Source organism: Clostridium tagluense, from assembly GCF_003865095.1.
GTDB classification, from domain to species: Bacteria; Bacillota; Clostridia; order Clostridiales; family Clostridiaceae; genus Clostridium_AD; species Clostridium_AD tagluense.
In genome coordinates this window covers 18,508-43,814 of sequence record NZ_BHYK01000010.1, presented here as the reverse complement: position 1 = coordinate 43,814, position 25,307 = coordinate 18,508, and the positions used below count along the sequence as shown (strand labels likewise).

27 protein-coding genes are annotated in these 25,307 nt (G+C 29.8%); 1 reads left to right on the top strand and 26 read right to left on the bottom strand.

Annotated features, from left to right (window positions below; translation table 11 throughout):
* Nucleotides 1-41: 41 nt before the first annotated feature.
* Nucleotides 42-644: a nucleoside 2-deoxyribosyltransferase gene (locus Ctaglu_RS10550; protein WP_233439748.1), complete on the top strand. Its 603-nt coding sequence runs from the start codon at nucleotides 42-44 to the stop codon at nucleotides 642-644.
* A 311-nt stretch (nucleotides 645-955) separates the two neighbouring features.
* On the opposite strand, the gene Ctaglu_RS10545 is transcribed toward Ctaglu_RS10550, so the two are convergent.
* From Ctaglu_RS10545 to Ctaglu_RS10425, 26 genes are all read right to left on the bottom strand, one after another.
* Nucleotides 956-1,522 (bottom strand): recombinase family protein, encoded by a 567-nt coding sequence (locus Ctaglu_RS10545; protein ID WP_125001118.1) that lies wholly within the window; start codon nucleotides 1,520-1,522, stop codon nucleotides 956-958.
* 258 nt (nucleotides 1,523-1,780) lie between these two features.
* Nucleotides 1,781-2,215 (bottom strand): hypothetical protein, encoded by a 435-nt coding sequence (locus Ctaglu_RS10540; RefSeq protein WP_125001115.1) that lies wholly within the window; start codon nucleotides 2,213-2,215, stop codon nucleotides 1,781-1,783.
* A gap of 152 nt (nucleotides 2,216-2,367) precedes the next feature.
* The gene (locus Ctaglu_RS10535) at nucleotides 2,368-2,595 is read right to left on the bottom strand and encodes a hypothetical protein (protein ID WP_125001112.1); all 228 of its coding nucleotides are present in this window, start codon (nucleotides 2,593-2,595) and stop codon (nucleotides 2,368-2,370) included.
* Between the two features lie 22 nt (nucleotides 2,596-2,617).
* Nucleotides 2,618-3,190: a GIY-YIG nuclease family protein gene (locus tag Ctaglu_RS10530; protein ID WP_125001110.1), complete on the bottom strand. Its 573-nt coding sequence runs from the start codon at nucleotides 3,188-3,190 to the stop codon at nucleotides 2,618-2,620.
* A 207-nt stretch (nucleotides 3,191-3,397) separates the two neighbouring features.
* Nucleotides 3,398-10,417 carry a phage tail tape measure protein gene (locus Ctaglu_RS10525; RefSeq protein ID WP_125001107.1) on the bottom strand — a complete coding sequence of 2,340 codons (7,020 nt, stop codon included), beginning with the start codon at nucleotides 10,415-10,417 and terminating at the stop codon, nucleotides 3,398-3,400.
* Between the two features lie 48 nt (nucleotides 10,418-10,465).
* Nucleotides 10,466-10,897 carry a YomN family phage-derived protein gene (locus tag Ctaglu_RS10520; RefSeq protein ID WP_125001104.1) on the bottom strand — a complete coding sequence of 144 codons (432 nt, stop codon included), beginning with the start codon at nucleotides 10,895-10,897 and terminating at the stop codon, nucleotides 10,466-10,468.
* On the bottom strand, nucleotides 10,887-11,519 hold the full coding sequence (locus Ctaglu_RS10515) for a hypothetical protein (protein ID WP_125001101.1): 633 nt from the start codon (nucleotides 11,517-11,519) through the stop codon (nucleotides 10,887-10,889). Before Ctaglu_RS10515 ends, Ctaglu_RS10520 begins: the two co-directional genes overlap by 11 nt.
* Nucleotides 11,520-11,630: 111 nt before the next feature.
* On the bottom strand, nucleotides 11,631-12,092 hold the full coding sequence (locus tag Ctaglu_RS10510; RefSeq protein ID WP_125001098.1) for a hypothetical protein: 462 nt from the start codon (nucleotides 12,090-12,092) through the stop codon (nucleotides 11,631-11,633).
* 122 nt (nucleotides 12,093-12,214) lie between these two features.
* Nucleotides 12,215-12,613 carry a hypothetical protein gene (locus tag Ctaglu_RS10505; protein ID WP_125001095.1) on the bottom strand — a complete coding sequence of 133 codons (399 nt, stop codon included), beginning with the start codon at nucleotides 12,611-12,613 and terminating at the stop codon, nucleotides 12,215-12,217.
* A gap of 25 nt (nucleotides 12,614-12,638) precedes the next feature.
* Nucleotides 12,639-12,797, bottom strand: coding sequence for a hypothetical protein (locus Ctaglu_RS25140; RefSeq protein WP_185732665.1), 159 nt, complete (start codon nucleotides 12,795-12,797; stop codon nucleotides 12,639-12,641).
* Between the two features lie 230 nt (nucleotides 12,798-13,027).
* Nucleotides 13,028-13,312 (bottom strand): GIY-YIG nuclease family protein, encoded by a 285-nt coding sequence (locus Ctaglu_RS10500; protein WP_185732664.1) that lies wholly within the window; start codon nucleotides 13,310-13,312, stop codon nucleotides 13,028-13,030.
* Nucleotides 13,313-13,362: 50 nt separating this feature from the next.
* Nucleotides 13,363-13,758, bottom strand: coding sequence for a hypothetical protein (locus Ctaglu_RS10495; protein WP_125001089.1), 396 nt, complete (start codon nucleotides 13,756-13,758; stop codon nucleotides 13,363-13,365).
* Between the two features lie 96 nt (nucleotides 13,759-13,854).
* The gene (locus Ctaglu_RS10490) at nucleotides 13,855-14,658 is read right to left on the bottom strand and encodes a YomU family phage tail tube protein (RefSeq protein ID WP_125001086.1); all 804 of its coding nucleotides are present in this window, start codon (nucleotides 14,656-14,658) and stop codon (nucleotides 13,855-13,857) included.
* A gap of 97 nt (nucleotides 14,659-14,755) precedes the next feature.
* Nucleotides 14,756-15,523 (bottom strand): hypothetical protein, encoded by a 768-nt coding sequence (locus Ctaglu_RS10485; RefSeq protein ID WP_125001083.1) that lies wholly within the window; start codon nucleotides 15,521-15,523, stop codon nucleotides 14,756-14,758.
* Nucleotides 15,524-15,538: 15 nt separating this feature from the next.
* Nucleotides 15,539-16,078 carry a YomW family phage-derived protein gene (locus Ctaglu_RS10480; protein ID WP_125001080.1) on the bottom strand — a complete coding sequence of 180 codons (540 nt, stop codon included), beginning with the start codon at nucleotides 16,076-16,078 and terminating at the stop codon, nucleotides 15,539-15,541.
* A 26-nt stretch (nucleotides 16,079-16,104) separates the two neighbouring features.
* Complete coding sequence (locus Ctaglu_RS10475; protein ID WP_125001077.1) at nucleotides 16,105-17,142, bottom strand: hypothetical protein; 1,038 nt, start codon at nucleotides 17,140-17,142, stop codon at nucleotides 16,105-16,107.
* Between the two features lie 13 nt (nucleotides 17,143-17,155).
* Entirely contained in the window at nucleotides 17,156-17,599 is a 444-nt protein-coding gene (locus Ctaglu_RS10470) for a hypothetical protein (RefSeq protein WP_125001074.1), read from the bottom strand.
* A gap of 17 nt (nucleotides 17,600-17,616) precedes the next feature.
* Nucleotides 17,617-18,180, bottom strand: a complete 564-nt coding sequence (locus Ctaglu_RS10465) for a hypothetical protein (RefSeq protein WP_125001071.1) — start codon at nucleotides 18,178-18,180, stop codon at nucleotides 17,617-17,619.
* A 98-nt stretch (nucleotides 18,181-18,278) separates the two neighbouring features.
* Nucleotides 18,279-19,277, bottom strand: a complete 999-nt coding sequence (locus Ctaglu_RS10460; RefSeq protein ID WP_125001068.1) for a YonB family capsid-like protein — start codon at nucleotides 19,275-19,277, stop codon at nucleotides 18,279-18,281.
* Between the two features lie 74 nt (nucleotides 19,278-19,351).
* A complete protein-coding gene (locus tag Ctaglu_RS10455; protein ID WP_125001065.1) occupies nucleotides 19,352-19,927 on the bottom strand; it encodes a hypothetical protein in 576 nt (191 codons plus the stop codon).
* Between the two features lie 72 nt (nucleotides 19,928-19,999).
* The gene (locus Ctaglu_RS10450) at nucleotides 20,000-21,628 is read right to left on the bottom strand and encodes a hypothetical protein (RefSeq protein ID WP_125001062.1); all 1,629 of its coding nucleotides are present in this window, start codon (nucleotides 21,626-21,628) and stop codon (nucleotides 20,000-20,002) included.
* A 21-nt stretch (nucleotides 21,629-21,649) separates the two neighbouring features.
* Nucleotides 21,650-21,829 carry a hypothetical protein gene (locus tag Ctaglu_RS10445; RefSeq protein ID WP_125001059.1) on the bottom strand — a complete coding sequence of 60 codons (180 nt, stop codon included), beginning with the start codon at nucleotides 21,827-21,829 and terminating at the stop codon, nucleotides 21,650-21,652.
* 13 nt (nucleotides 21,830-21,842) lie between these two features.
* On the bottom strand, nucleotides 21,843-23,324 hold the full coding sequence (locus Ctaglu_RS10440) for a hypothetical protein (protein WP_148097590.1): 1,482 nt from the start codon (nucleotides 23,322-23,324) through the stop codon (nucleotides 21,843-21,845).
* 15 nt (nucleotides 23,325-23,339) lie between these two features.
* Nucleotides 23,340-24,635, bottom strand: a complete 1,296-nt coding sequence (locus Ctaglu_RS10435; protein ID WP_125001053.1) for a hypothetical protein — start codon at nucleotides 24,633-24,635, stop codon at nucleotides 23,340-23,342.
* The gene (locus Ctaglu_RS10430) at nucleotides 24,632-24,892 is read right to left on the bottom strand and encodes a hypothetical protein (RefSeq protein WP_125001050.1); all 261 of its coding nucleotides are present in this window, start codon (nucleotides 24,890-24,892) and stop codon (nucleotides 24,632-24,634) included. The genes Ctaglu_RS10435 and Ctaglu_RS10430 overlap by 4 nt, the downstream gene beginning before the upstream one ends.
* Before the next feature lie 95 nt (nucleotides 24,893-24,987).
* Nucleotides 24,988-25,206, bottom strand: coding sequence for a hypothetical protein (locus Ctaglu_RS10425; RefSeq protein WP_125001047.1), 219 nt, complete (start codon nucleotides 25,204-25,206; stop codon nucleotides 24,988-24,990).
* Nucleotides 25,207-25,307: the final 101 nt, after the last annotated feature.

Genomic DNA, 25,307 nt, shown 5'->3' with positions numbered 1-25,307 from the left:
ATCACACTATGGTAAAATTTTGTTTAAAGGGGGTGGAATTTGTGAAAAAATGTTTTATTGTTTGTCCTATTGGTGATGAAAATACAACGACTCGTAAACGCTCAGACCTACTATTTAAACATATAATTACTCCTGTTTGTGAATCATGTGAACTTGACCCTATAAGAGTTGACCATTTAAATGATACCGATTCAATAACTGAAACAATAATTAAAAATTTAAAAGACTCAGATTTAGTTATAGCTGACCTAACAGAACATAACCCAAATGCATTTTTTGAACTTGGATATAGATTTGCTTTAGGCAAGCCCGTTATTCATTTAAGCCAAAAGGGAACTAAACTTCCTTTTGATATATCTGCAATCAGAACTTTACCTTATGACCTTTCTGATTTGGATGCTGTTGAGGAATTAAAAACAAGACTTATTAAAACTATTCAAAATATAAACTTTGATGAAAGCACTTCAGTTATAGAAAACCAAGCATCAAATTTTAATGCTCAAATTTTACAAGAAATATTTAAAATCCAAGATTCTATTAAACAATTAACGGTTGATATATCACACAAAGATACTTCAGCAGTATCTGTATTAGCTGATAAGTTAATACAGATACTGGCTCAAAAACTACTGAGGCAACTTTAATGGAATCTCTTTTGCCTGCAATGTTAAATGAACCGAATAAACTCATAGCTTTAATGGACATGATGCAAAAATATTCACCAAAATAGCTCTTTGATTTCCTTGAAGATAGTTTCAAGGAAATGTATTCTTCTTTTATTCAAAGTCTCTATTTTTATTATAAAATTTGTAGAGGTTACTACCCAATTTATTTGTAAAGTCAAGATAGAAGTACCCCTACCCCTGTCTATATATGTCGAACGTTATAATCAAATATCTATTTAAACCCCTTGCATTTACACACATGCTTGATTACAATAAAAAAAGAAGATAGTTTATTTACTACCTTCCTCACATTGTTTTATCAATTTGTAGAATGTTGTTCTTTTTAAATCTAATATCTCCATTGCCTTAGTTCCTGTCATTTCCCTAGTCTTATATTTATCATATATTTCAGTCCAGTTAGCAGGATATTCTATTTCTTTACGTCCTTTATACTTACCCTCTTGTACTGCTATTGCTATGCCTTCTTTCTGACGTTCTAACATATTGGTACGTTCAAATTCAGCTATTGCACCTATCATAGTTAGCATTAGTTTACCAGTAGCCGTAGATGTATCTATACTTTCTTTATTACTTACTAAATGTATTCCTTTGCTGTTTAACTTCTCTACTATGTCTAATAAGTCCTTAGTTGACCTTGCTAACCTATCAAATGAATGGATGTATATTGTATCTCCTTCTCTTGCAAAGTCTAACATGGCTTGTAACTGTGGTCTATTAGTATCCTTAGCACTAACCTTCTCATTAAACATCTTATCAATGTTATGCTTCTTTAATCCTTCCAACTGTCTGTCCAAGTTCTGTTCTATTGTTGAAACTCTTACATATCCTATATTCATATTGATAACCTCACCTTCATATCTTATGTACTTATATTATCATAGTGTTCATATGAAGTCAAGGATATATGCGAATACTTGTTCATTAATTAAAATACAACTTCAAACGAATAGTAGTTAAGCCATTTGTTAATCCTACAATAGTATTCATTTGCACCTTACCCCAAACGAACTATATCTTAATACAATACACATAATATAAACATATGTACTCTATTAAGATAGAGATAACTTAATATCTCTATCTATATGTTATTACTATTCTTGTTCTATACCCTGTGTAGTATCTGCTGTTTTAGTACGATACTTCTTTAATAGGTCTTTAGCATTGTCAATGTTATCAGCAGTTTCGTTAACAGTTACATCTACATTTGAAGTAGGAGAACCTATCAAATACGCTAACAATACCTCATTAGCCTTTAGTTTACTTCTAACATCTGTACTCTTATTAGCTATATCTTTGAGATTATTGACATAATTTGTCGCATCCCTCATTAACATAGCTCTTGTTTGGGTTTTCATGAATGTTGCTTCTTCTTGCAACCTCTTCACTACATCCTCACGTTTCAAATTGTTATACACTGTACGAATAGGAATACCTGTTTGCCTACTTATCTCAGCAACTCCCACCCCTTGTATATATAAACATAGTATGTCCTCAATCTCTTCTTTTGATGTTGGCACACCTTTCATGTAATCACCTCCTTCCACTTTAAACAACATGTCCTAAAGCCATTGCCTTGGTCACCTTTTATCACTCTCATTGAATCTATATACTAAAACGTATAACGTATCATCAATGTAATTTAAAACCATTCTAAACGATGATAGAGCAATGTATATGCTTATTTTATATTAGCATCACATTTAATAACCCACTTATTTAATGCTTCTTTTAATTCAGCTATTACAGGATACTTTGTATTTAAATCTAATTTAACTAATTGCTTATATCCTTTATAACCTACACACATATCTAATATAGAATCTTTGACTTCTATATCCTCTATTTTATATACCCCATTCTTCAATTCGTTTTTTATATATTCTAATTCTTTATTATTTTCCATCATTATCCATACTTTCAATTTGTATTTATTTATCCCAAACCTTAAATATTAAAGTATCTGCATACTCTTTTAATTCTGCTTTCCTTGCTTCTGTAATATTATTATTTTTAATAGGCTCATAAGAGTTTAATACTGGTTCAAATTTATTTATTAATAAGCTTTCAATATATAATCTTTCATTATTATCACCCACATCTAAATAGCAATATTGAAAATAATTACACTCTAAAGCATTCCATTTCTCTTTAGTTAATTCTAAATGAGACCATCCTCCAATATGATTTTCCAATCTTCGCCTAATATTAAAACTTGACCCCGTATATAAAACTTTCATACTTTTATTAACAAGAAGATAAACTACATGTCTTTCAAATTGTTTATAGAAATTCTTCCTATAATTAATGTTATAAGCTATTATCTCTTCTTTATTAGCATCATAATAATTTTTATAATATCCATCTTCTTTAAGTTGTTCCTTTATCTGTCTAACCTTTTCAGGATTATTTGCTTGCCATACTTTCATTTGTGCCTGTTCTATGTCCTTATGTTTTATGTAATAATTGTGCCTATATATTTTCATTTCTTCTTTACTTTTCATAACTTTTATAACACTTATTTGCTTTAATACGCTCTGGCATTTTCTATTTTATATCTTTACCTACCTCACTTTCAGCCTTTATAAATTTGTAATAAATGGGACAATTATATTGTTATAATCTTTCACCATCCTTTTCGTTAATTTTTATTTTTGGGTATTAAAAAAGACACCCTTTGCAGATGCCTTATGTACCAAAAAAGTGTATTACTACACTCTCCTATAAATTCCAGTTTTATTAAGTTCTTTTTGAATATCTCCTATTACAAACTTGGAAATTTCCTTTAAAGTTGGCAATGACTCTTTATCAACGTTGCCATTAACATTAATCAAATTATCAACACTTAAATGAACCACGGACTCCATACTTTGTTGTGAAAATTGTGGAGGAGAAATAGCATTTCGATTGAATGATTGGACTGGCATTGTTTTAACAAAGTTATATAATCCTAACGCTTGTTTAGAATTAAATACGACCTCTGAATTATTAGGAGAGCCATGAACTTTAGCATCCCCTGTATAATCAATTACTCCACCTTCGCTAAAAGATTCTTTTTTATTCGTTTTCCCATCCCATATATCTCCATCCATACCTTTAATGTATACTACTTTTGCCTTATCTGTAATGTTTTTATATTTATCTGGATTTGAGTTCAAATCATTTAAACTATAAATAGCTCCATCAACATAAGCAGACATCACTTTCATTTCTTTAATTCTTTTTTTTTCAGAACTTTCAATCATGCTTTTATTAGTAGAATTGGCATTACTTGCTTTATCATCCCATATTTCATCATTCATACCTTTCACATATACCACTTTTGCATTTGCTACAATATCTTTGTATTTATCGGGGTTTCCATTTATCTCACTTAAGCTATAAACTATTCCATCAATATATACAGACATGTCAGTCATATCTTTTATTTGAGTTCTTTCATCTTTCGTTGTTTTAGACTCAACTCCAAGATATCCCTGTGCTTTTGCTATATTATCAAGTAATTCTGTTTTAATCTTATCCCCTACAGCACTTAACCCGTCTCCCCATTCATCAGTAAATTTTGTCATAAGTTCAGTTAGTTTGATTATATGCCCTTCTTCATCTGTATATTGATTATCAATTAATATTTTTGTTGACTCTCTATATATATTTTCTGCCTTCAATAGATTTTCATACTTCTTTTCTATTTGTTTAAGGGATATGTCAAAAGCTTCTTTATCCTTATCATATAATTCTTCCTTACCTTTAATTTCCTTATCTGTTTTATTTTCTTCGGCCTTAAGCAAGGCAGAAATATTATCCTTTTGAAGCTCAATATTCCTATCGTATTGTTCTCTATTGATACCTTCTTGAGAATTAGAAAGTTCTTCCTTTAATTCTGACCTTCTGGCCTTAGAGCCAAGAGAGTCATCCATGAGTAAACTGTCATATTCCTTTTGTAAAATCATTTTAGCTTTTACTAAATCACTAATCTTTGACTCATATTGAGATTGACCCTTTTCTCTATCTAAGTCTTGAAGTTTGAGTTCATAAAACTCCTTATATGCATTTTTTTCTTCATTAAGTTTCGCTATGATGTTTTTATGTTCTTTCTCTCTTGCTTTGATTTTTAAATCTAAATTTTCTTTAGCAAGTTTTTGTTCTTCTTCATAACGTTTTTTAATTACCTCTCCAATTTTATCTTGCATACTTTTTACAAAATTAGCTTCTTCCATGAGTTTTGACTTTATCTGTTCTGGAATACTATTAATACTTTCTTCATCTGTAGTGATACTTATTTCAAGATTAACTTGAGTCTCTGCTAATGATTTTAACCTATCAGTTACAGCTTTTAATCTTATTTCACCTTGAGTAGTGGTAGAATTAATGGTTTTTAATTCTTCATTCAATGCTTCCATCTCATGATTAATTTTCACTAACTCACTTAGTTTAATAACTTTTTTATCAGTTATTAAACTCAATTGTTTTCCCATTTCTTTAACAGTATCAATTGTTCCTAGCAAACTAATCGAATCATCAACTTTTTTTGCATCACTCTCAAATTTAGCTAATAGCTTATCATTTTCAGCAAAAGCATTCGCATATATTTCCTTAGTTAAAGTTCTTATATTATTATAAATATCAAGATAAGCGGAATCAGTATCTAACAATTGGGTTTTTAAATCAGATACCGTTTTTTCATCATAACCACCAGACTTTATCTCTTCATTTAATAATTGGGTCTTTTTAGTAAGATTAATATATTTATTAGTCATGGCTTGTAATTCATCATTCATAGCCTTAGTATGACCTATACTACCTACTTCAAATCTTTCCGACTTAGCTTTATTTAGATTAATATATTTATCATATATCGCAACTTGTTCATCAAACACTCCTACTTTAGACTTCAATACCTCAATTTTTAGTTTATCAAGTTCTTCTCTTGCATCTACCAAGTGAGACCTCTGATTTTCAATCTCACTTAATATTTTATCTGAGCCACCATCTGTTGTAGAGTCTCCCATAAATCCTTGAATTTCGGAAGGGATAGAAGTTCCTCCACTTACCATTCTTCTTGCCCCCGCAAAATCACTTCTTGAATTCAAATCAGATATTTTAACTACATCCCCTGTTCTTGGGGCATGTAAGTATTGGCCACTACCAACATAAATCCCTTCATGATGTGGCTCTGAGGGATTACCAAAGAATACGGTATCTCCTACTTGTAAATCTTTTTTAGCAATCTTACTGCCTTCATTTATTTGGGTTGTTGTAGTCCTAGATATATCCTTGCCTAACTTCTTATAGACAAACTGAACGAGACCACTACAATCGAAGCCTTCTTGATTAGTTCCACCCCATACATAAGGAGTTCCAAGATACTTTTTAGCTTCATTGACTACAGCTTGGCCTGCGGAACTAGCAACATTTTTAGAAGAAATTGTATTGCTTGTATTAGGTTTCCCTTCAATGTTCATAAGTGCCTTTGCATTCTTAGTGTTTGTGATAATAGATTGTTCAGTTAGTTTTATATCTGCCTTAAGGAGTTCAGCTTTCTTCTCTAATCCCGACCTATACTTACTTGAGTTCTCATTAAGCTTACCCAATGATATATCTTGGGCTTTAAGTTGAATACTTAATGACTTCATTGCTGTTTCATAATCTTTTGTTGCATTTGTTGCTCGTTTTGTTTCGGCAGTTAATAGTTTCTGTTGTGCCGTCAATTCTTTTTGTTGGGCGGTGTCTGCCTTTTCTGCCTTTATACGTTCCTTAGTTCCATCATTTAGGTCATCCCCTGTGCTTGTTAAATACTTATCTAAATTACCACTTACCGTTTTCAATTTATTGTAATTCTCAGTTGCAGTAGTTAAATTTTTTAAATCGGTTTGGGATTGTGCAATTTTTGCCTTAAGGGCATCTGTTTTTGCTTTATCTCCATCTGCCGTTTCTAAAATCTTCCCACTAGACAGCCATGAATTCAGACCTTTTGATAGTGCTAATTTATTTGAAGCTTGAGATGTAGTACTTATAGCATCCATTTCTGTTTGATAGGCTTGTATTCTAATTTTAATAGCATTTATAACTGATTGATTTTTAGCCCCTTCTGCCATAGCTTTATTCTTTACATCCACCCCATAAGCAGTAGCTAATGAATCAACCATCGCATTATTTGCTAATACTTGTTTTCTTAATGAATCTAAAACAGTATTTTTTTCTTTTTCTTTAATTGTCCTTAATTTTTCTGTCATAGAAGCATCATTGCCTATACATTCTAACAAATCGGGGTATTTATCAGATAATTTTATAATAGCTTCTAAATCCCATTCATTACTTTTTGTATGTTGGTCTAATATACTATTAGCTTCACTTATATTTACTTTTGCAGTTTTCATAAGTTCGGACATTGTGCCCATTGCCGTTGCAAAATCTGAAACCTTAACAGTTGAACTACCAGTAGCACTAGCATTATCTTCTGTAGACTTAGTATTTGCATCAATGGCTTTGGTTTCTAATGTTATAGCTTGCATACTGCTTCCCGTATTCTTATTTAAAATATCCGAGTATACGTTGTATTGTCCCATTAAGCTTATACTATCTTGCATAAATTTGTTTTTCTCTTCCAAAGCTTTTGAGATATCAACTTCTACCGTAGCAGTTTTACTTCCGTCTTTATAATCATTTTGAACAGTAATAGTTTTCTTACCTTGTGCTTGGGCAACCTTTAATGCGAGTACATCTTTTTTAGCTTGTGCATATTTTGTGGCTAATTCAGACATTCCTTTATTTTCATTCATAAATTTTTGTGCATTTAAAACCATTTCCTGTTTTTTAAGTTCTAGTTGCTCTCTAATAAGGGATGTATTCTCAGAAACTGCTACTCCTTCATCCGTGAACCCAGAGGTGGTATTTGGTAATATCGTTGCCATCTGTTTTTGAACTTCCAATAAATCTGATTTAGCTTGAGTAGATTTTTTTACATCAGAAGTATCATTTGCTTGTTTTTGCAAAGAGTCCATTTTCATTAATAGTACAGATGCATCACCTCGTTGTTTTTCTATCTTTTTTGAGGATTCAAATAATTCGTCATTTGCTTTTTTCACATTTTCAAGGTGATTTTTATATAATACAAGTCCTGCAATCATAGCAGTCATGGCTACTAAAGCTATACCTAATGGATTCTCTAACATAGCAGTACCAAGTAATCTAATATCATAAGCTAATTTAGTTGTAGTTATACTTGCCATAGCCTCAGCACCAGTTAATGCAAATAATCCTGCAATATAAGAAACCGTAGCCCCTACTCCACTCAACATAGCTCCAATACTACTTACTATTGCTTGTCCATTAAAAACTGCAAAAGCTGTTGCTACTAATAGAATAATTCCCTTTAAATTTAAAAATGTTTTAGCTAGTACTGTAGTAACAGAAATTATATCATTCATACCCTTAGATGATATTGTATTTTGCCACATAACGTCCATTGCAGTTTTGAATTGTTGTATTTTTGCTTTTGTTGATTCTAAGTATATTGCTTGTCTTTCTTGTGCAAAATTACTTGAATCCAATGCCTTAGCATATAAAGCTGTGCTATCTGTCCAACCATTCATCATATTTTTAAAAATATTGCCCTGCTTAATACCTGCACTAACCTCTGTAATATAATTTTTTTGTACATTTGTCATGGTTTTCCATTTTACTGATAATTCGTCTAATACTTTTGGTATTTCTCTGAATTCACCAGTTGATTTATCTCTTAGCTCTATTCCAGATTGACGATATGCTCCTTCTGCTTTACTAATTTCTTCTACAGATGCATCCCCTGTCTTGGCCTTACCTAATCTTGCCATAACAGTTTTTAATCCGTTACCTACAACAGACCCACTTAACCTTGTCCTAGAAATAATATTACCAAGAACTCCTTCATACTGTTCCAATTCAAACCCTGCATCTTTTGCCACAGAACCAGATATCTTGATACCTTCTGTCATTTCTTTAATTCCTCTTCCAAAATCCATAGGCATGTTAGCACTAACTTTTTCCAAAGTATTAGCAATTCTTTCAGCACTACCCTCTGTTTCTAACTCAAATTGATTCATAATAGCTTGTATCGCATCAGTTGTTTCCGTTGTATTCATACCACTAGCAGTAGCCAACATTATATCTGCTTTAGTTTTATCTAAAATAGATTGTACATTTTCATTAGCATTTGCATAAACTTTTACTGCGTTCATAACTTCCTCAATAGATATTCCCATTTGCTTTGCCATATTCTGACTTTCAGTTGTCAATGTATTCATTTCGGTACTTGACATTTCCATTGTCATATTAATTGACGTTAGAGCACTATTTAATTCTATAACCGTTTGAATTCCAGACTGTACTTCTTGAATGCCTTTATACATTAAAGCCGAAATACTAGCAAAGGCCGTAACTGTTGACCATGCATTTTTTACTTTATCCATGAAGTCAACATTTCTTGAAGTATTAGTTTTGAGAGCCACTTCATTTCTATATAATGAATTAGTATTACTATCTAAGATTACAGTCTCTTGTCTTAATTCATTCGAACTATTCCTAGTAGTGATAACCATTTGAGCAAAAGGTGCTTGTAGTGTATCTGCACTCTTTTTAAAACTATTTATTTTAGCATCTGCTCCACTTATAGAGGTAACCCATGCCTTAATTTCTTCACTTGATTTACCAAACATACCTGTGGGAACTGATACATTTTTCAATTCACCTAATTTACTAACCCTTTGAATTTCATCCTGCATTGCTTTTTCTTTAATTCTTTCACTTGCTATATTTTTACTTATAGCATCATTTTCTCGACTTAACAGACTGAGCATTTCTGTTACTTTATTTTTATCTTCCTCTGAAATAGATACTCCTGCTGATTTCAAAGCATTGATTTTTTTGAGTGTACTAGTATAATTACTATTAAACCCTGTATTTTCTCCTGTCTTTACATCTAATCCTGTATTTTTAGTTTTTATTTTATTTAATTCTTTACTAAAACTATTTAACATTGTTATTGATTTTTGAATATTATCAGTGAATGTATTTTTAGTATTAGCAAAAGAAGAAGTTGTTTTTATAGTAGCATTAGTCTCAGTAATAGTTGTTTGCAGTTTATAATATTCTTTTTGTAATTTTCCAACATTGTCTGTCCATGTTAGAACTGCTCCATTTATTTTACCCGATTTTCCATCGTCTGTAATCTGAATAGAGGCTTTTGTTCCTGTTGCAGTCTTTATAGCCTGTGCTCTTTTTTCTAAATCTTCGTATAAATTCTTGTTGGCATTTTTAAATTCGTCTACATTCTTTTTGAAAACAGTACTTGAAATAACCGTATCATTAACTTTTCTCGTTGCTTCTCCAAGTGTATAAGTTTCTTTAATTGCAGTATTTAAACTATTGTTATAGGTTATAATTGCATCATTATTATTTTTAGCCCAGTTTACTTTAACATCTGTATTTCCTAATTTTTCTAATTTAGCTTTAATATTTGACAATTGAGAATCTAACTTTTCTTTATCAAATGTAACGGCCAGTTTAGTTCCAGTTCCTTCACCTAATTTCTTTTGCATAGATTCAATCTGAGTTTTTATACTTGATAATGCATTAGCATCTAGGCTTAAAGCTATTTTATTATTTGTTTCTAACATTTTTAATACATTCTTTAAATTTTTATCACTATTTTTTTCATTAAAACTTATATCAAACTTAATGTCTAATTCTCCCATATAATCAGCCTCCTTTTTAAATAAAACAAAAAGTAGACTATGAGTAGCCTACCTTACATTAAATCCTTTTTTTTTCATTTCTTCCCTTAATACTTTAACATGGAGTTGGCTTGCTACCAATTCATCCTTTGTGTTTTGAACAAATGGTCTTGGTTCTTCATAAGAATATGCATATCCAGTAAAATCATAATTCCGACCATATTCCACTGTATCCACTATATCTTTAACTTCTCCATTTACTCCATTATGAACAGTTACATTCTTCACACTTATTCCATTCAGAGTTCTCTCTATTTTGAAATTTTCTTTTTTCTTTAAGTCACCTGTACGGGGATAAATTTTTGGAGTATAAGCATTATATACATCCTTTTGAATATGGTCTTGTTCTAATTTGATAATTGCTTCCGCTACTTCATTTTCCAATATTTTTTGTGCTACTTCTTTAGCTTTTGCAATTACTTCTGCCAAATTATTTGCCATTAATTTCACTTCTTTTTATCTCTAATTGAGACAGTTTTTCTTCATATTCTCTTTTTAATATTTCTTCATCAGTTTCTTTGATTTCTTCCACTTCTACTATTTCTAATTCTTCTTTAGTTTCCTTATTATAAGATTCTATCTGTTCATTTGACATTTTAGAAACAGAATCAAAGGTATCACGTAGTTCCGTACCAATTTCACGAAATATAGCTAAAACTATGCTACTTACTTTTTTCAATAAAGGACTTGGGTCATCTAATATTCTCTTTATTTTTTCTCTATTTTCTTCTGTATCGGCATCTAATCCTAAATCAATATTAGTAAGCATTTTCAATAGTGATTTTATGAATTCTTCACCGTCTATTTTAATATCTACTTTGCCATCATTTGAATCTTTACTATCATTAACTTGTTTCATAATTATTTTTTTGATTATGCTTTGAGTTTCTATATCGGGATTATAAATTATTACTGGATGCTCAATTGTTTCATTCTCAATGATATCTACAATTACACTTTGAGCATATGTAATTACAAGTTCACCCTCTACACCTGTGTATAAAATTGCTTTAATTTCATTTCTTCCTAAATTATCTATTGATATTGTTTTGTTATTTTTCATTATTAATTGCCTCCTAATTTTTACTTTATATTTTGACACAATAAAAAGAGTAACCTATTAAAAGTTACTCCTTGATTTATAATTATTCTTTTTTATAATAAGTGAGAAACCTTAGCAAGTCACTCCAATGTATTCTCTTAAAAAATCCACTGAACTTTTCAAATTCACTGTGGGATTCAATATTAATTGTCTTTCTTCTCCATCTTGATTATATGTTACAACTAAATAATTTATATGAACTATTTTATCTTTTTTCATTGCTAAACTAAAAACACCAAATACAATCATTTTTCCAAGTGAAATTCTTTGTGTTATTTGGTGTTCACTCATTATTTCTGCATTTATTAGATTAGATTTATTTATTTCTTTTATAGGTCTTAAATGTTCACATAAGATAAACTTATCTTTATCAACTTGAAATTGGACTTTAATACCACTTAATACATTTGGTAATCCATCTATATATATTGTATGAATATCTGTAAATAAAAATTTCCCTTTTTCTTTAGCCCCCACACACAAGAGTCCCATCATTATTACTATTAATAATATCGGAATTAATATATACCACATTTAAAATCTCTCCTTTAAGTTTCATCCTTCAACTATCATACCATATTTAAACATCTTGTCAATATATGCTATCCCTTTACAATAAAAAACTAGACCAATATTATATCAGCCTAGTTTTAAATTTATAAGTTTTCGGTTATTGCTTTGAACGGTATATCTAAATTTTGTATGAATGTCATAAGGGAAGCTAATACATCTGAGCTAATCTGGCCTAAAACCATGTAATCAAGTTTCTCTTTGTTGAAGTAATAAAACTGTTCTGATTTTATATAGCCATCAAGTTTATTTCCATTTTTTATTTTAGAGTCACAACAAGTTATAGGAAAATTTCCTGCATAACTTAGCTTTTTCTTTTTTTGTTCATCATTTTTAAATGAAGATAGTACATTGCATATAATATCATATGCTACGCCTTGAATCTCACCTGCTACATCACTTAAAACAATAAATGAATGTTTACCTAATTCTATGCAATTATCTTTGCATTCTTGTACTAATATAATGTCCCCAACTTTACACATTTTGCCCCATCTCCATAATTCATCATTATTTATTAGAATCTATTAAAATCTTGTTCTTTCCAGATAAAACACTTTCATTCCATTTAATAGGCTCAACATCTTTTAACGCCTCATTGGAAGAGATTATAGTGGGGTTTTTACTTACTATAAAGTTATGTAGGTTAAACGATTTTAAATTATTCATATATATACCCCCGTATATTTTGCCATTGTACAATACCACTTTCTTTTTGTTTGTCCACATCTGTATTTTCATTATAGCACCTCTTTTTCCATATTTCAATACAATTACCATAAATATTAGCCTTATTTACATAATAATACCAACTAAAATATTTGTTATCTATTATTTAGATTAATGCACATTCTTATTTTACCATAATATGTAAATAATTCAATGAGGTTTAACGTATTTTATTGATTAATTCTTAAAAATTTATCATTATTAATCCATTGCTTTATATGATAAGAGTAATTGAACCATTCTCCTTTAAGCCTTATCCTGTCAAAATCAAATAATTTATGCAAATATTTTTCAGTTGTATAATTGCCTTTTACTGCATATATTAATTCTAATTTATTAGGACATCCTGTTTGTAGGGCATTCAATCTTTTTTGTACTTCTCTTTTAGTAATCCCAATTTTAACAGAATCAGTATCTCTATTTAAAATAAAGTATATATTATTATCTTCGACCACTTTAACACACCCTTTAATTTTATCATTTATGCCACCTTACTTTCATATATTTATTTTTTATTCATAATTCTATCAACTAAATTCATTGATTTTCCTAGGTTTTGGTTCATAGACTTTGGATTGTGGGTAGTAGCCACGGAATCAAGCATAATAATCCAAGAGTATATTTTAGAATTGGAACATTTATCTTTGTGAAAGCTCATTTTATTGCGTTTTAATCTACCTGTAGTATTCTTGTCAAGCCTTGTTAAAGAACCATCATAATTCACTATTACAATCCACTCTTTCCCATTATGAGAGAGATATAAACATTCTTCACCATTTCTTATTTTAAAATTATCTTCTGTAATTTTTATTCCTTTTGAATTAGCAACTGATATTATAAATTCTTTGCAATTTAATATTTTATTTTTTTCATATTTATTATCATTTGTTATTTTTTTCATATATGCTCCTTTTATATTTTAAATAATTACATAAAAAATAAGCCCATATAAGCCTTATTATGTAAGGGATTTATATAGGCTTATTTTTAAATTATTTTATCTTTCTGTGATAATCATATTTCCAAGTTTGTCATCAATATTAAGACTTCCATCTGGTAATTTTCTTGGTCTCAATATCTCAAACTTAGCAGGTATTTTAGTAGCTTTACCCATTGAAAAGTCTAGTGAACCATTCGGGTCAAGTAACGCATTATAGAAGTTTAAGTAAATATCTCCTACTATTGATGGTGTTGAATCATATGCAATAGATTGACAAATAAGTTCTCCACCTTTTGGGAATGCTCTTGCTCCAAATGATATTGTATAATTATCTTTTAATGCATCTGCTTCTCCTTCAAATGTTGCAACTAGATTTTTTACAGTAGAAGTAGCTTCTAATGTTAGAACTGCTGTCCCTGCTGTAATAACAACTTGAACTTCATTCACTTTTGAGGGTTTAGTTGCAACAATTTTCAAGTCTACACCTGCTTCATCTTGGAGATTGATTAATCTTGTACACTTTAATATTGTAGTAGCTAATGCAGTAACAGGATAACTTTTACCTACAACAAAAGTCCCTTTTTGTGACTTGTCAATAAATACCCCATGTTTCATAGCTATGTAATTCAAGTCGAATTCTTCAATTTCAACATCTAAAGATAAATCCTTCTTAGTAAATAAACTAAATGTCTTTTGTTGACCAATACCACTAAATACCTCTATTTTATCAACCTTTGAATCTAGTGTTGCCTTTGATGTAGAACCACTAAATAGCTTTCTTGCAACCCCATCATCGTCTTTTATAATGTAACTAACATTAAATGTATCAACCATTTGTAAATCTTTTCCAAATAATGACATAATTAATTCCTCCTCTTAAAGTCTCTCGGACTATTTTATTATTATTTTATATAAAATAATTTAATATTTTTAAATACTAAAACATCTTAATTCTTATTTATTGAATTATTCCACCCATTTTTGTTGCAAAATCATCAAATTTAATACTCAACTCTTCTTCCTTATTTATGTCAATATGTGTTAAATATGATTTTAAATCTATTTTTTCTGCACCCGCACACATATATTGAATATTTGATTTGAAATCTTGAATTGCTCCATATCTTTCAATCAATCTATTTACTCTATAAATCGAATAACCATACATTAAAGTATCATAATCAATTCCTGTTTCTAGGCATAATAAATCTAGTGTTTCTCCAATAGTAGGATTATCTTTACTCGATTTTGCCAATCTAGCTCTCTCAAACCATTCATTTAATTCTTTATCTTCAACCTGTTTGGGAAACTTTATATCATTAATCTCAATAAGATAATTTCTAAATTTATCATAGTTATCTCTATGTATAAAGTATTTTTTTTGAATCATTATATAACAGTTATTACCATTGTCATCTTTCATTACTTTTATATCTTTCATTGGAAGCTTGAATTGTATTTTTATTAAATTTACGAACATACCAATTAAAGATTTACTATTCATTATTACATCAAAATTTTTTACATTTTTTTTAATGTATTGACTCCTATCATAATCTTTTTTATCTAAGCCTTGTAATAAATTAATAATTGTTATAGCTAGAACATTTAAATATTCAATATTTTCATGAAAATCGAAAATACTCATAGGATAACATAAAGGAAAGTCTTTATCTATAAAAATTGCTTTCATTGACCTTAATTTTAAATCTTTATTCTTTATCATAGTAAGCATACATCCTTATTTTATTTTCGTGTTTAATGTAGGTATTTTTAAAAATAGAGATAATAAATTAAATTTTTTGTCATTATCTATAATACTATCTTTTGCATATACCACTTTTATTTTACCCAAACTTTGAATTACTTCTCCATCTATTAAATCACATATTTTTGTAGCAATTTGAGATTCTCTATCTTGGTTATTATCTAAAATAGAATTCATTGTAGGCACGGCTATGTCTATAACTAATTTATTATCTCCCATTACTTCATCTTCTAAATTACATTCAAATCTACGAACAAATATAAAAACATTAGCAATTGATAGTGTTTCATTACTAAAAATAGGAAAAATCCTCTTTTCTCCATTTATAAAATCCATTTCTGAAATATCTGGTTGTTGAATAAATCCTTTATCTAAATCTATTCCAGTAGATTCTAATGGAGTTCTTGTTTTATAATATATTAATCTCTTAATTTCATAGTCTTTATCTATGATTTTCATAATTTCGTTTCTGATTTTTGTTATTCCTTTTAATTTATTAGATGCATTACCCATAATTTTATCTCCATTCCATATTATATTTATAAATCCATACTATCTTTTATTCTTAAGTTGTTTACTATTTCAGTCTTATCTTCGTTACATATAGAAATTAAATTGAAATATCCCTTTATTTTATCATTAGAAGTAAGTCTACAACTAACAGGACTTATAATTTCCAATTTTGTTATTAAGTCAGCAGGAGTAATTAATGGATTTTCAACTGATTGTTCTAATCTCCAACTAAAAGTTCTTCCTACTGGTTCTATATTTTTATCATCAAGCATATGGTAACTTTTTAAACTTTCAAAATTAATATAATCCACATTAGTCCCTTGGACTGCTACAATTTTAGTTGTATTATCCATATCTTTAATTGATATTTTTCCCATATCATTAAAGGCGATACCTTTTTCTAAATCGTCTTCTTCTACTATAATAGTTTCTTTTAATGTACAAATTAGTAATCCTTCTTTGCTGATAGTATCTACATACGTTATAAAATAAGCTACCTTTTCACTATTGGTATTAAATATAAATCGCATATCTCTTGCAATGTACATGGTATCTTTACTAACACCTATAATACAGCTTAACTTAGTATCTCCTGTATTAAAGTATGTCCCATCATTCAATCCTACTGTATATAGTGTTTGATTTGTAACGATTGCAGGAACATTAAAAATAGCCTCATTTACTTGATTTTTATTTACTATATACTTTAAGCTATTATTAGTAGGTCTCATTATAAATGTTTTATGTGATTTAACCGTATTATGCTCTTCAAAAGAAATTAACCATATCTTGCCGTCACACTCTATTAAATCACCCATTACTAAAATACTTGAATTTTCTACACATAAAATTTTTTCATCACCATTCTTATTATCATTAAATGCAGTATCTTGTATTGTGCAAAAAAATTTATTAGTATCTTTATACTTATTATAAGCATATTGATTAGGTGCTCCATTTAAGTATTCTTGAAACGATAAAATTTCAGCTTCCAATAAAAGGTCTTTCGTAGTTTTCATATTGTCAACACTAACCATTCTTTTATATTTGTCTAAATAACTCAATTAAGCACCCCCCTTATTTTTTAATAGGTAAATCTTTTATTGCATTATAAGTATAACTTGTGATTTTCATATTTAATTCTTTTGATATACTGTCTCTTAGTTTTAAGGAACTATATAATGTAGTTGAATTATTGGTAGTTTTGAAATCTCTATCTCCTCTTGATTGTCTCAAATTTTCTAATCTTATTATCCTTGGATTTAGCCAAGTTAAGGTCATACCTTCGCTCAAGATTAAAATTTCTTCCAAATCTAAATCTATCAAAAAAGTGCTACTCACTATATCAATATTGCTTGGTAAAAGCTTCTTACACCTTTTGAATTTAACTATAGCTGTTCTAAGCATCAAATATAATAATTCATCTAAATCTGTATCTGTCATTTTTAACAATTCTAATTTAGCATCATCACCTATCTGTAAGAAAAAATTATCATACACATCATAAAATGGAGTAGCCATAGTTATTCACCTACCTTCTAATCTTCTATTGGTTTGAGTTCAATATGTAATTCTTTTTCTAGTAAATTAATTACTCTTGTGTCAAATAATGTTTCAGCTTCAATCATTTCTCTTGCCTTTTCACCAAATAATTTTCTTATTCCTGTCGGGAATTGTGCTAGTTTTGATTGCATTTCATCCAAAGGTAATCCAAAGAAATCTTCTAATTCATCAAAGTTCGCAAGTTTACTATATAGATTTTTCAATCCTAAATATTCAATTGCTCTTTCATCATCTACCATTATCCAAGGTTCACTCAAGAATCTTGATTGTGAAGATTTCATTGTTATCAATTCACCAAACTCAAGAAATTCTTCATCACCTAAGTTATCCCATATTACTGTTACTCCTGTTTTCTTAGAAACATATACTAACTGTCCTAAAACCGAACTTGTACAATTAATTAACTCTGTATTGTCTGGTTTTATTAGAGCTTCTTTAACTGTTTTCTTAACTTTCTTTACCGCAACTTTCTTTTCAACAACTGTTGTTTCAGTAGTTGGAACTGTTTCCTCTATTATACTTTCATCTGTTTTTGCCATAATTTTTAATTCCTCTCCTTATGTACTATAATCTTTTAATATAAAAAATAAGGGGTAGTAACTGAATACTACCCTTTTTACAGACTAGACTATTAAGCCTAAGCCAAATCCCATGAACCGTACATTACATTGAATATAACACTTGTTCCCATTTTCTTTTGGAACATGTATTCCATAGAACCATCCATATTTCTAGTTCCGTCAGAAACTTCATTAATAAGGGATTCGCCTTCATTTACCATTTTAACTGGCTTAACATTAGCAGGTAATATTAAAAGTTTCTTAGCATCAATAGCAAAATCAAAAGTGTTAGCTTTATGTACTTGCTCTATAACTAGAACTTTGTAACCTTCCCATGATTGTACAATTCCATTTACATTTCTTTCGTCTTTCATTTTTTCAGATATCCAAGAAGTATCTACTCCACCTGTTAGTTTACCTAATGCAGTTTTTGTTCCTGCAATTAGAACTGGAGCATTTCCACAAGATGCTGAAACATGTTCACATTTCTCAAGGAATGTATCTTTTTCAAAAGTACCACTACCTTTGAATTGTGATGGTAAGTATGCAGTAGCTCCCATGAAAGCAGTATAAGTTTCTTGCTTAACTTGATTAGTTATAGAGTCTGCAATTTTGTTGATAAATGCACTCCAATCAACTTTTCCTGCTAAGAATCTCATGAAATTTTCATAGATTTTAACTCCGTACCATGAAGTTGTAACTGAGAAACTATTACCTTCTGCCATTCTTTGTCTCTTAAGATTCCAATGCCCACCACTGAATTTAGATACTAATAGCAGAGATTTATCTTCTACGTAGAACTCGTTTTTGTCTCCAAATGCAAGGTCTTTTGTCTCAACGAATTGGTCGAAGAATGTATTTTGTCCCCATCCATCAACGATTAGTTGGTCTACTACTTCTTCAAGTATTTCAAAAACCTCAGTTTTGTGCTTTCTGAATGTTTTAAAATCTAATTTGTCTGTTCCGCAAATATCAACGAAAGCCTTTCTAATAACGTCACTACCTTGATTTACTGAATATTTATCTACATTTCCTTTATAAGTATCCATACATAATTTAACTAGTTCATTTGCCATAATAATATTCCTCCTCTTAAAGTCTAATAGACTGTTTTTATTTGTTCGTTTTATAATTATTTATAATGTAGATTCTAGTAATTGTTTCTAAGAACTTCTAACTCTACATAATCTACTGCTCCAGAAATCATTCCATTCTGTCCTACATTTGTAGCTATTCCAACTGTTCTTTTTCCTGTGATTTCAGCAACAAACATTGCTTCTGTAACAAGTGGTAAAGTAGCCACTTCTGTAAAGCCATATCCACCAACTGTTCCAACAACATAATTACCAACAACGACTCCTGTTCCTACTGTAATTGGAGTTATTCCAACTTTTGATACTTCAAATGAATCATGTGGTGATATTTCATACGCTCTTGCAGGTACATTTGCTTCACAGATAAAATTCTGTAATGCTCCACTAGTTCGGTTTGTTTCATCATATATAATTTCATCATGAGCGATTAATACCATACCTTTAGTTTTGATTGATTCAGCGGTTGGTTTTACAAGACTTCTAATTTCTCTTTCTCCTGCTTTTAAAGCTCCTAGATGTCCAATTTGTCCGTTTTGTAAAGCATCAGCACTTACTACTGAAAATATGTTACCATTGTATACTGATTTAACCTTTGATAGAATTATCATTCCATAATTGTTTGCGATTGCCATAATAATATTCCTCCTCTTAAAGTCCATTAGACTATTTTTATTTTATATAATTATTTTTAATAAGTGTTCCAACTACTCGGAATACTTTTCAAATAAACCACCATAAGGTTTTTCTTCATTATCAGTAAGAATGCCTATAGGAACTTTAACTGCTCCTTCTTTTTTATCCTCAACTGTAAATTTACCCTTACTTTTATATGTTTTTGCAAATAATACTGCTAATTTAGTATCCAATTCTTCAATTGTATATTTAGAACATTCATCCTTCAATATATCAAAACCTTCAACTTCATTTAATTCAGTATATTGTTCAAACAATACTTTTTCATCAGTAACTCTTTGTTCTGCAATTTTTTCAGTTTCAAATTTTTGGAGTCTTTCATTCTCAATTGTTAAAGCCTCAAATTTTTCTGTTACTTCTTTTAATTCAAGTTCTTTTGCTTCAAATGTAGCTTTTTCAACTTCTGTAACAGGTTCAACTTTTTCTGCTTCAAATGTATCTTTTTCACCCTCTACTATTGGTTCAATTCCTTCTACTGGAACAGTGAATTTTTCTTTAACTTCACTCAATTCAATTTCAATAGCCTTATATGCTTCTGTTTCTTTAACATCAAAGTCAGCATTTGTCTTTTCAACAATTTTAGCTTCAAATGTTTCTAATTCTTTTTCATATTCAGTTTTGATTGCCTCAAAAGTTACTACAGTATTATCTACTGTACCTTCAACCATTGCTCTCCAATCTCCTACTACATATCTTGTCATTCCTTCAAAGTCCAATGTAACAAGGTCTCCACTGAAAGAATATCCAATACCAAAGTATACACCCCAGTTCTTTGAATCACTTACTATAACTAAATTCTCTTCTGTTAAAACGTCTTGCAAATAAAACTCTTGTCTTTCAACTGCTTCATTGTAATAAGTCTTTCCTATATATGTTCGTTTTTGCAATTCCTTTTGAATAAAATCTTGTATTTGACTTACACTCATAGAAAATTGCTCATTTTTTGCTTTAGCCATTATTTCTACCTCACTTTCTTTTTTATTACTTATATATCTATTGATTTCATCGGAGATTACCTCGAATGAACTAACAAATTTCTCTGTGTCTGATAATTCATATAAAGATATTATGGCTTCCTTTGACATTGCAGGAGTTTTACTATCACCTAATATAGTGACACCTAGATATTTATACTTATCTATCCAATATTCTCCGTCTTCGTCTGTATGACTCTCTAATATTTTTATTTCCATTGATACTGTTTTAGATTCTGATTCCTCTATTAAGTTATAGGCTTCTCTACAATATTCTTTCCATATATAACCGTCAACCACAAACCATGACTTATCATCCAATTCCTCATAGTGTCCACTATTTGTCTCGGGAATTAGCCCTAATGGTTGCTCAATATAGATAGTTTCGATGTCTATTGCCCCATCCTTTTTAACTATCTTATATTCAACCTCATGCCCCTTAAAATCTATCACTTCGCCATTCTTGTTTTTTTCAAATGCCCCAATCAGAGGTTTATTCTTAATTGTTTCTTGGGCATCTTCCATACAAGCTTTTGAAAAATTAGACTTCTTTAAGTTCTTTCCATCATGCATTACATATATTTCTACTCTCGCCAAATCTTCATCAATATCTTCTATAGTGAATTTCTCAATAGGTAAACTTAAATATTTCTTAGATTCTTTCACTTTTATCACCTCCTCTACTTACTAGAAGTACATTTTGTCGGAAGTAACAAAAATTTCAGTGTCAAACGTAAGAGTCTTTAATTCATCATTCTCAAATACAAAGTATTCTTTATTACCCAACTCTTGCGTACATATGAAATTTAAACCTTCCTTAAGAAATCTACCTCTATCTTTTTCTTCACAATATATAAACTTTTTCATGTTATCACCTTCCTTATTCCGTAACATTACTTGATTTATTAGGAAGTGTTGGTTTTCCTTTACCTCCACTTGCAGGAGTTGTTGTATTCTTTATATCAGTACCATCCCCACTTTGAGTATAACTTGATGCTAAAGGTCTCCATGTCTCTGTGATATTTAATACATCATTCTCTAACCAATTCTTTGTAACCATATCTGCATATGTCATACCAATAGCTTGAGCCAAATCTAATTTTACAGGAATTCCATATTGTGCTAGTTTTAAATATCCATCAATCACTTCTGTTTCATTATCTGTAGTAATATCTAGAAATTTGAATTTATAACAATATTTTTTACTAAGGAATTTTAACTTCCTATTAACCCATCGTTCCATTTGTCTTGTTAGCTTAAATACTATTGTTTCATCAGTTTTATTTGCTAAGGCAACAACTGCTCCCGAATTTCCCTTACTATTAAACAAATTACCGTTTACTCCTGCACCAGACCAAAAAGCATCCTCTGCTTCTGTTACACTATCATTACTCAGTTTATCCTGTTCAAACTTCATAGGTATAACATCCATTGGTGTTAAAAACAATCCTACATTACTTGGTAATGTTGCACTAATATTAGCAAAGAAATCTCCTGCTAAATCTAAGTCAATCATAAAATCATTAACATCATCACCCTTTGTAGGTATCTTCATTCCTAACAATTGGTAATTATCAAGTTCCGTTTTTGCTTTCTTTAACATCTTATAATCTTGAATATTATAGACTTCTTCAAAGACTCCTATGAATGGTGGTAATGGATACTCTATATCATCATTTACCTTTATACATATCGTCTTATCACTATCTAATTCTTGAAATTTAAATGCTTTAGTATCTCTTTTATATTTATTATATTTAGACTTAAATTCCTTTGGAAACATATCTAATTTATATTCATATTTAGCGAAATAACTAAAATCAAATGCAAAGTTATAAACTCCATCCTCAATAGTACATATCTTGCAATAGTCAGCATCTAATTGTTGTATAAAATAGGAATTATCAGACGTATACTCATATCCGTAAAACACATCTTCCTTAAAACATACATTCATAATTTTTCTAAATTCATGCTGAATATTCATATTATCTATCATATTAGATGTATCTAAATAATCTTGCTTGAATTTATCAATCTTTACCTTGTTTATATCTATTTTTGTAGGAGTTAAGGTATATCTTAACAAATGCATTGTTGAAAAACGTTGAACTAATCTCTTATAATGAGAAGAATTATCATATATAAATTGTGATATCTTTCTAATCTTAACTTCATTCTTAGCAGGATTCTGTAAGAACCCTATAATGTCTTCTTTTTTATATGTTTTAAATATAGAGCTTTGGGCTTGTTCTTTAATCAAATCTCTTGTTTTCATATTAGCCATAGCTGAGAAAAACATCCTAGTCTTTTCTATCTTGATTTCGTCTTCCGTCTTTTCTGTCATTATAATATCTGCCATCATATCCCCTCCTTCCTATCTTATTTTTGGTTGCTTAAACATTAATAGTTTTTTTATATCTATTTTTTCTTGTACTACTTTTGACCTCAACAAATCTTTTCTTCTTATCTCATACAATTTATGTGCTAAGAGCAATAATGTATAAAATCTATCGTCATGTGCGTGTTGGTCGGGATTTGCATATCTTGTAACCGTTCCATTGCTATCCTTGAATGTATGTATTTGTGTTAATTCCGATTTCATAGAATCTATATTTATCAACGCTAATTCCTCGTCTAATGATAACTTTCGTTCTTTGATTTCTACTTTTCCATCCTTATCAATAACTTCTTCAACTACATATCCTTTATTGTCATATTCTTTCGGAAATTTAATAACATCCGCTTTCATCAACTCAATAAGTTCAACACACATTTGCATACGATATTTCTTAGGGTTTATTAATTTATATCTTCTACTTGCTTTTGGATATTTCTTAGCTTCCTCTGCATATAAATCATGAGTTTCATCAATAAATCCAACATGTGTATTTCCCTTACTATCCTTCCAATCTTCCATAAATACGTCTGCAAAACCACTTGGTTGTCCACCTGCTCCTGCATCCATTAAGAACTCTTCCATATTTTCATAGTCGGGTACATTTTCACCGTTGTATGCTAATATTTGCTCCTTCATTATTGTTAATTGGTCGGGGATTTTCATAGACATTTTTCTTTTCTTAGTTGTATCTATTAAGTTGGTACAATTTACTATGTTTCCATAATAACCAAGGGTATCGTCATAACATAATTCCATTGCTGATAATATTGAATTGTCACCCGAACGAGCAGGGTCGGAACTTAAGATATATTTACTCTTATTATCCTTGTTGTATAATTGTGGTAATGAAAATGTGCAATTTTTGATTATTTGTGCATTCTTTATCATTTGGTCTTCATGCTCTGCTGTTGGAATATTGTAATACTCACGTAATGCTTTTTGAGGATTAACCCTCATTTCATCGTCTATTTGGGATTGTTTTAATAGTGGAGGAAATGGTTTTCCATCCATTAATGGGGAAAGAGGGATACCACATGGCATTGATGTAACAAAATAATTCTTTGAATCTCCCATAAACATTTTCATTGAGTAATCCTTGAATTTGCGATAAAAAAGGCATGTGCGGTCATTCATTGAAGATGCAAATAGTAATTGAGTTGGACATTTTTGAAATTCACCTCTTGGGTCATATGCCTCTTCTATACTAGTTGAGAAATCCAAATTTTGAGTAGCAAATGCTATTCCTGCGGTTAACAATTCATCGTTTGTCATGAAAAAGCTGATTCATCAAAAAAGACAAGTGTTGCACGTTTTGACCTAATATTGGAAGGGTCTCCATTTAATGTATATATTCCACTCTCATTGTATGAAAATACTGTATGAGATGCAGGATTATGGATGAATCCACTTTGGCAACTTGAGGATTTTTTTGTTTCATTTGCAAATATATCTTTTAGTGATTTACTTGATTGGATTCTTTGCATTGCTATGTCCTCTACCTTCTTAAAAGCTTCTATACTTTGGGTCATTGAGAACCTACTGAACCGACAATATAAATTGCTTGTCCTTCAAAGAGTAACCATTTTAACATCATTATTACTGAACCAAGGAATGATTTACCAAATCACCCGAAGTTACGACTGCAACTCCACACGTTATACTGGCAATTCCATGTTTGGTCTAATATGTATTTTTGTGCATCTAATAATTTTAGCCCAAGTAAATCTTCACATGCTATGCAAGGATTTCTCCTGTAGAATGCAATTATATCTGCATTTTTCTCGTATAATTCTAGTTTCCTGCTTGAAAGAATGTTTTTATCTCTTTTGTTCATAAGCTTCATATGGCATCACCTTTCTTTCACCTCAATTATTTAATTAACCCCGTGTTGATTAGTTATTAGGATGATTTTAAAATAAATCTTTTCTGTTTATTTATACACGA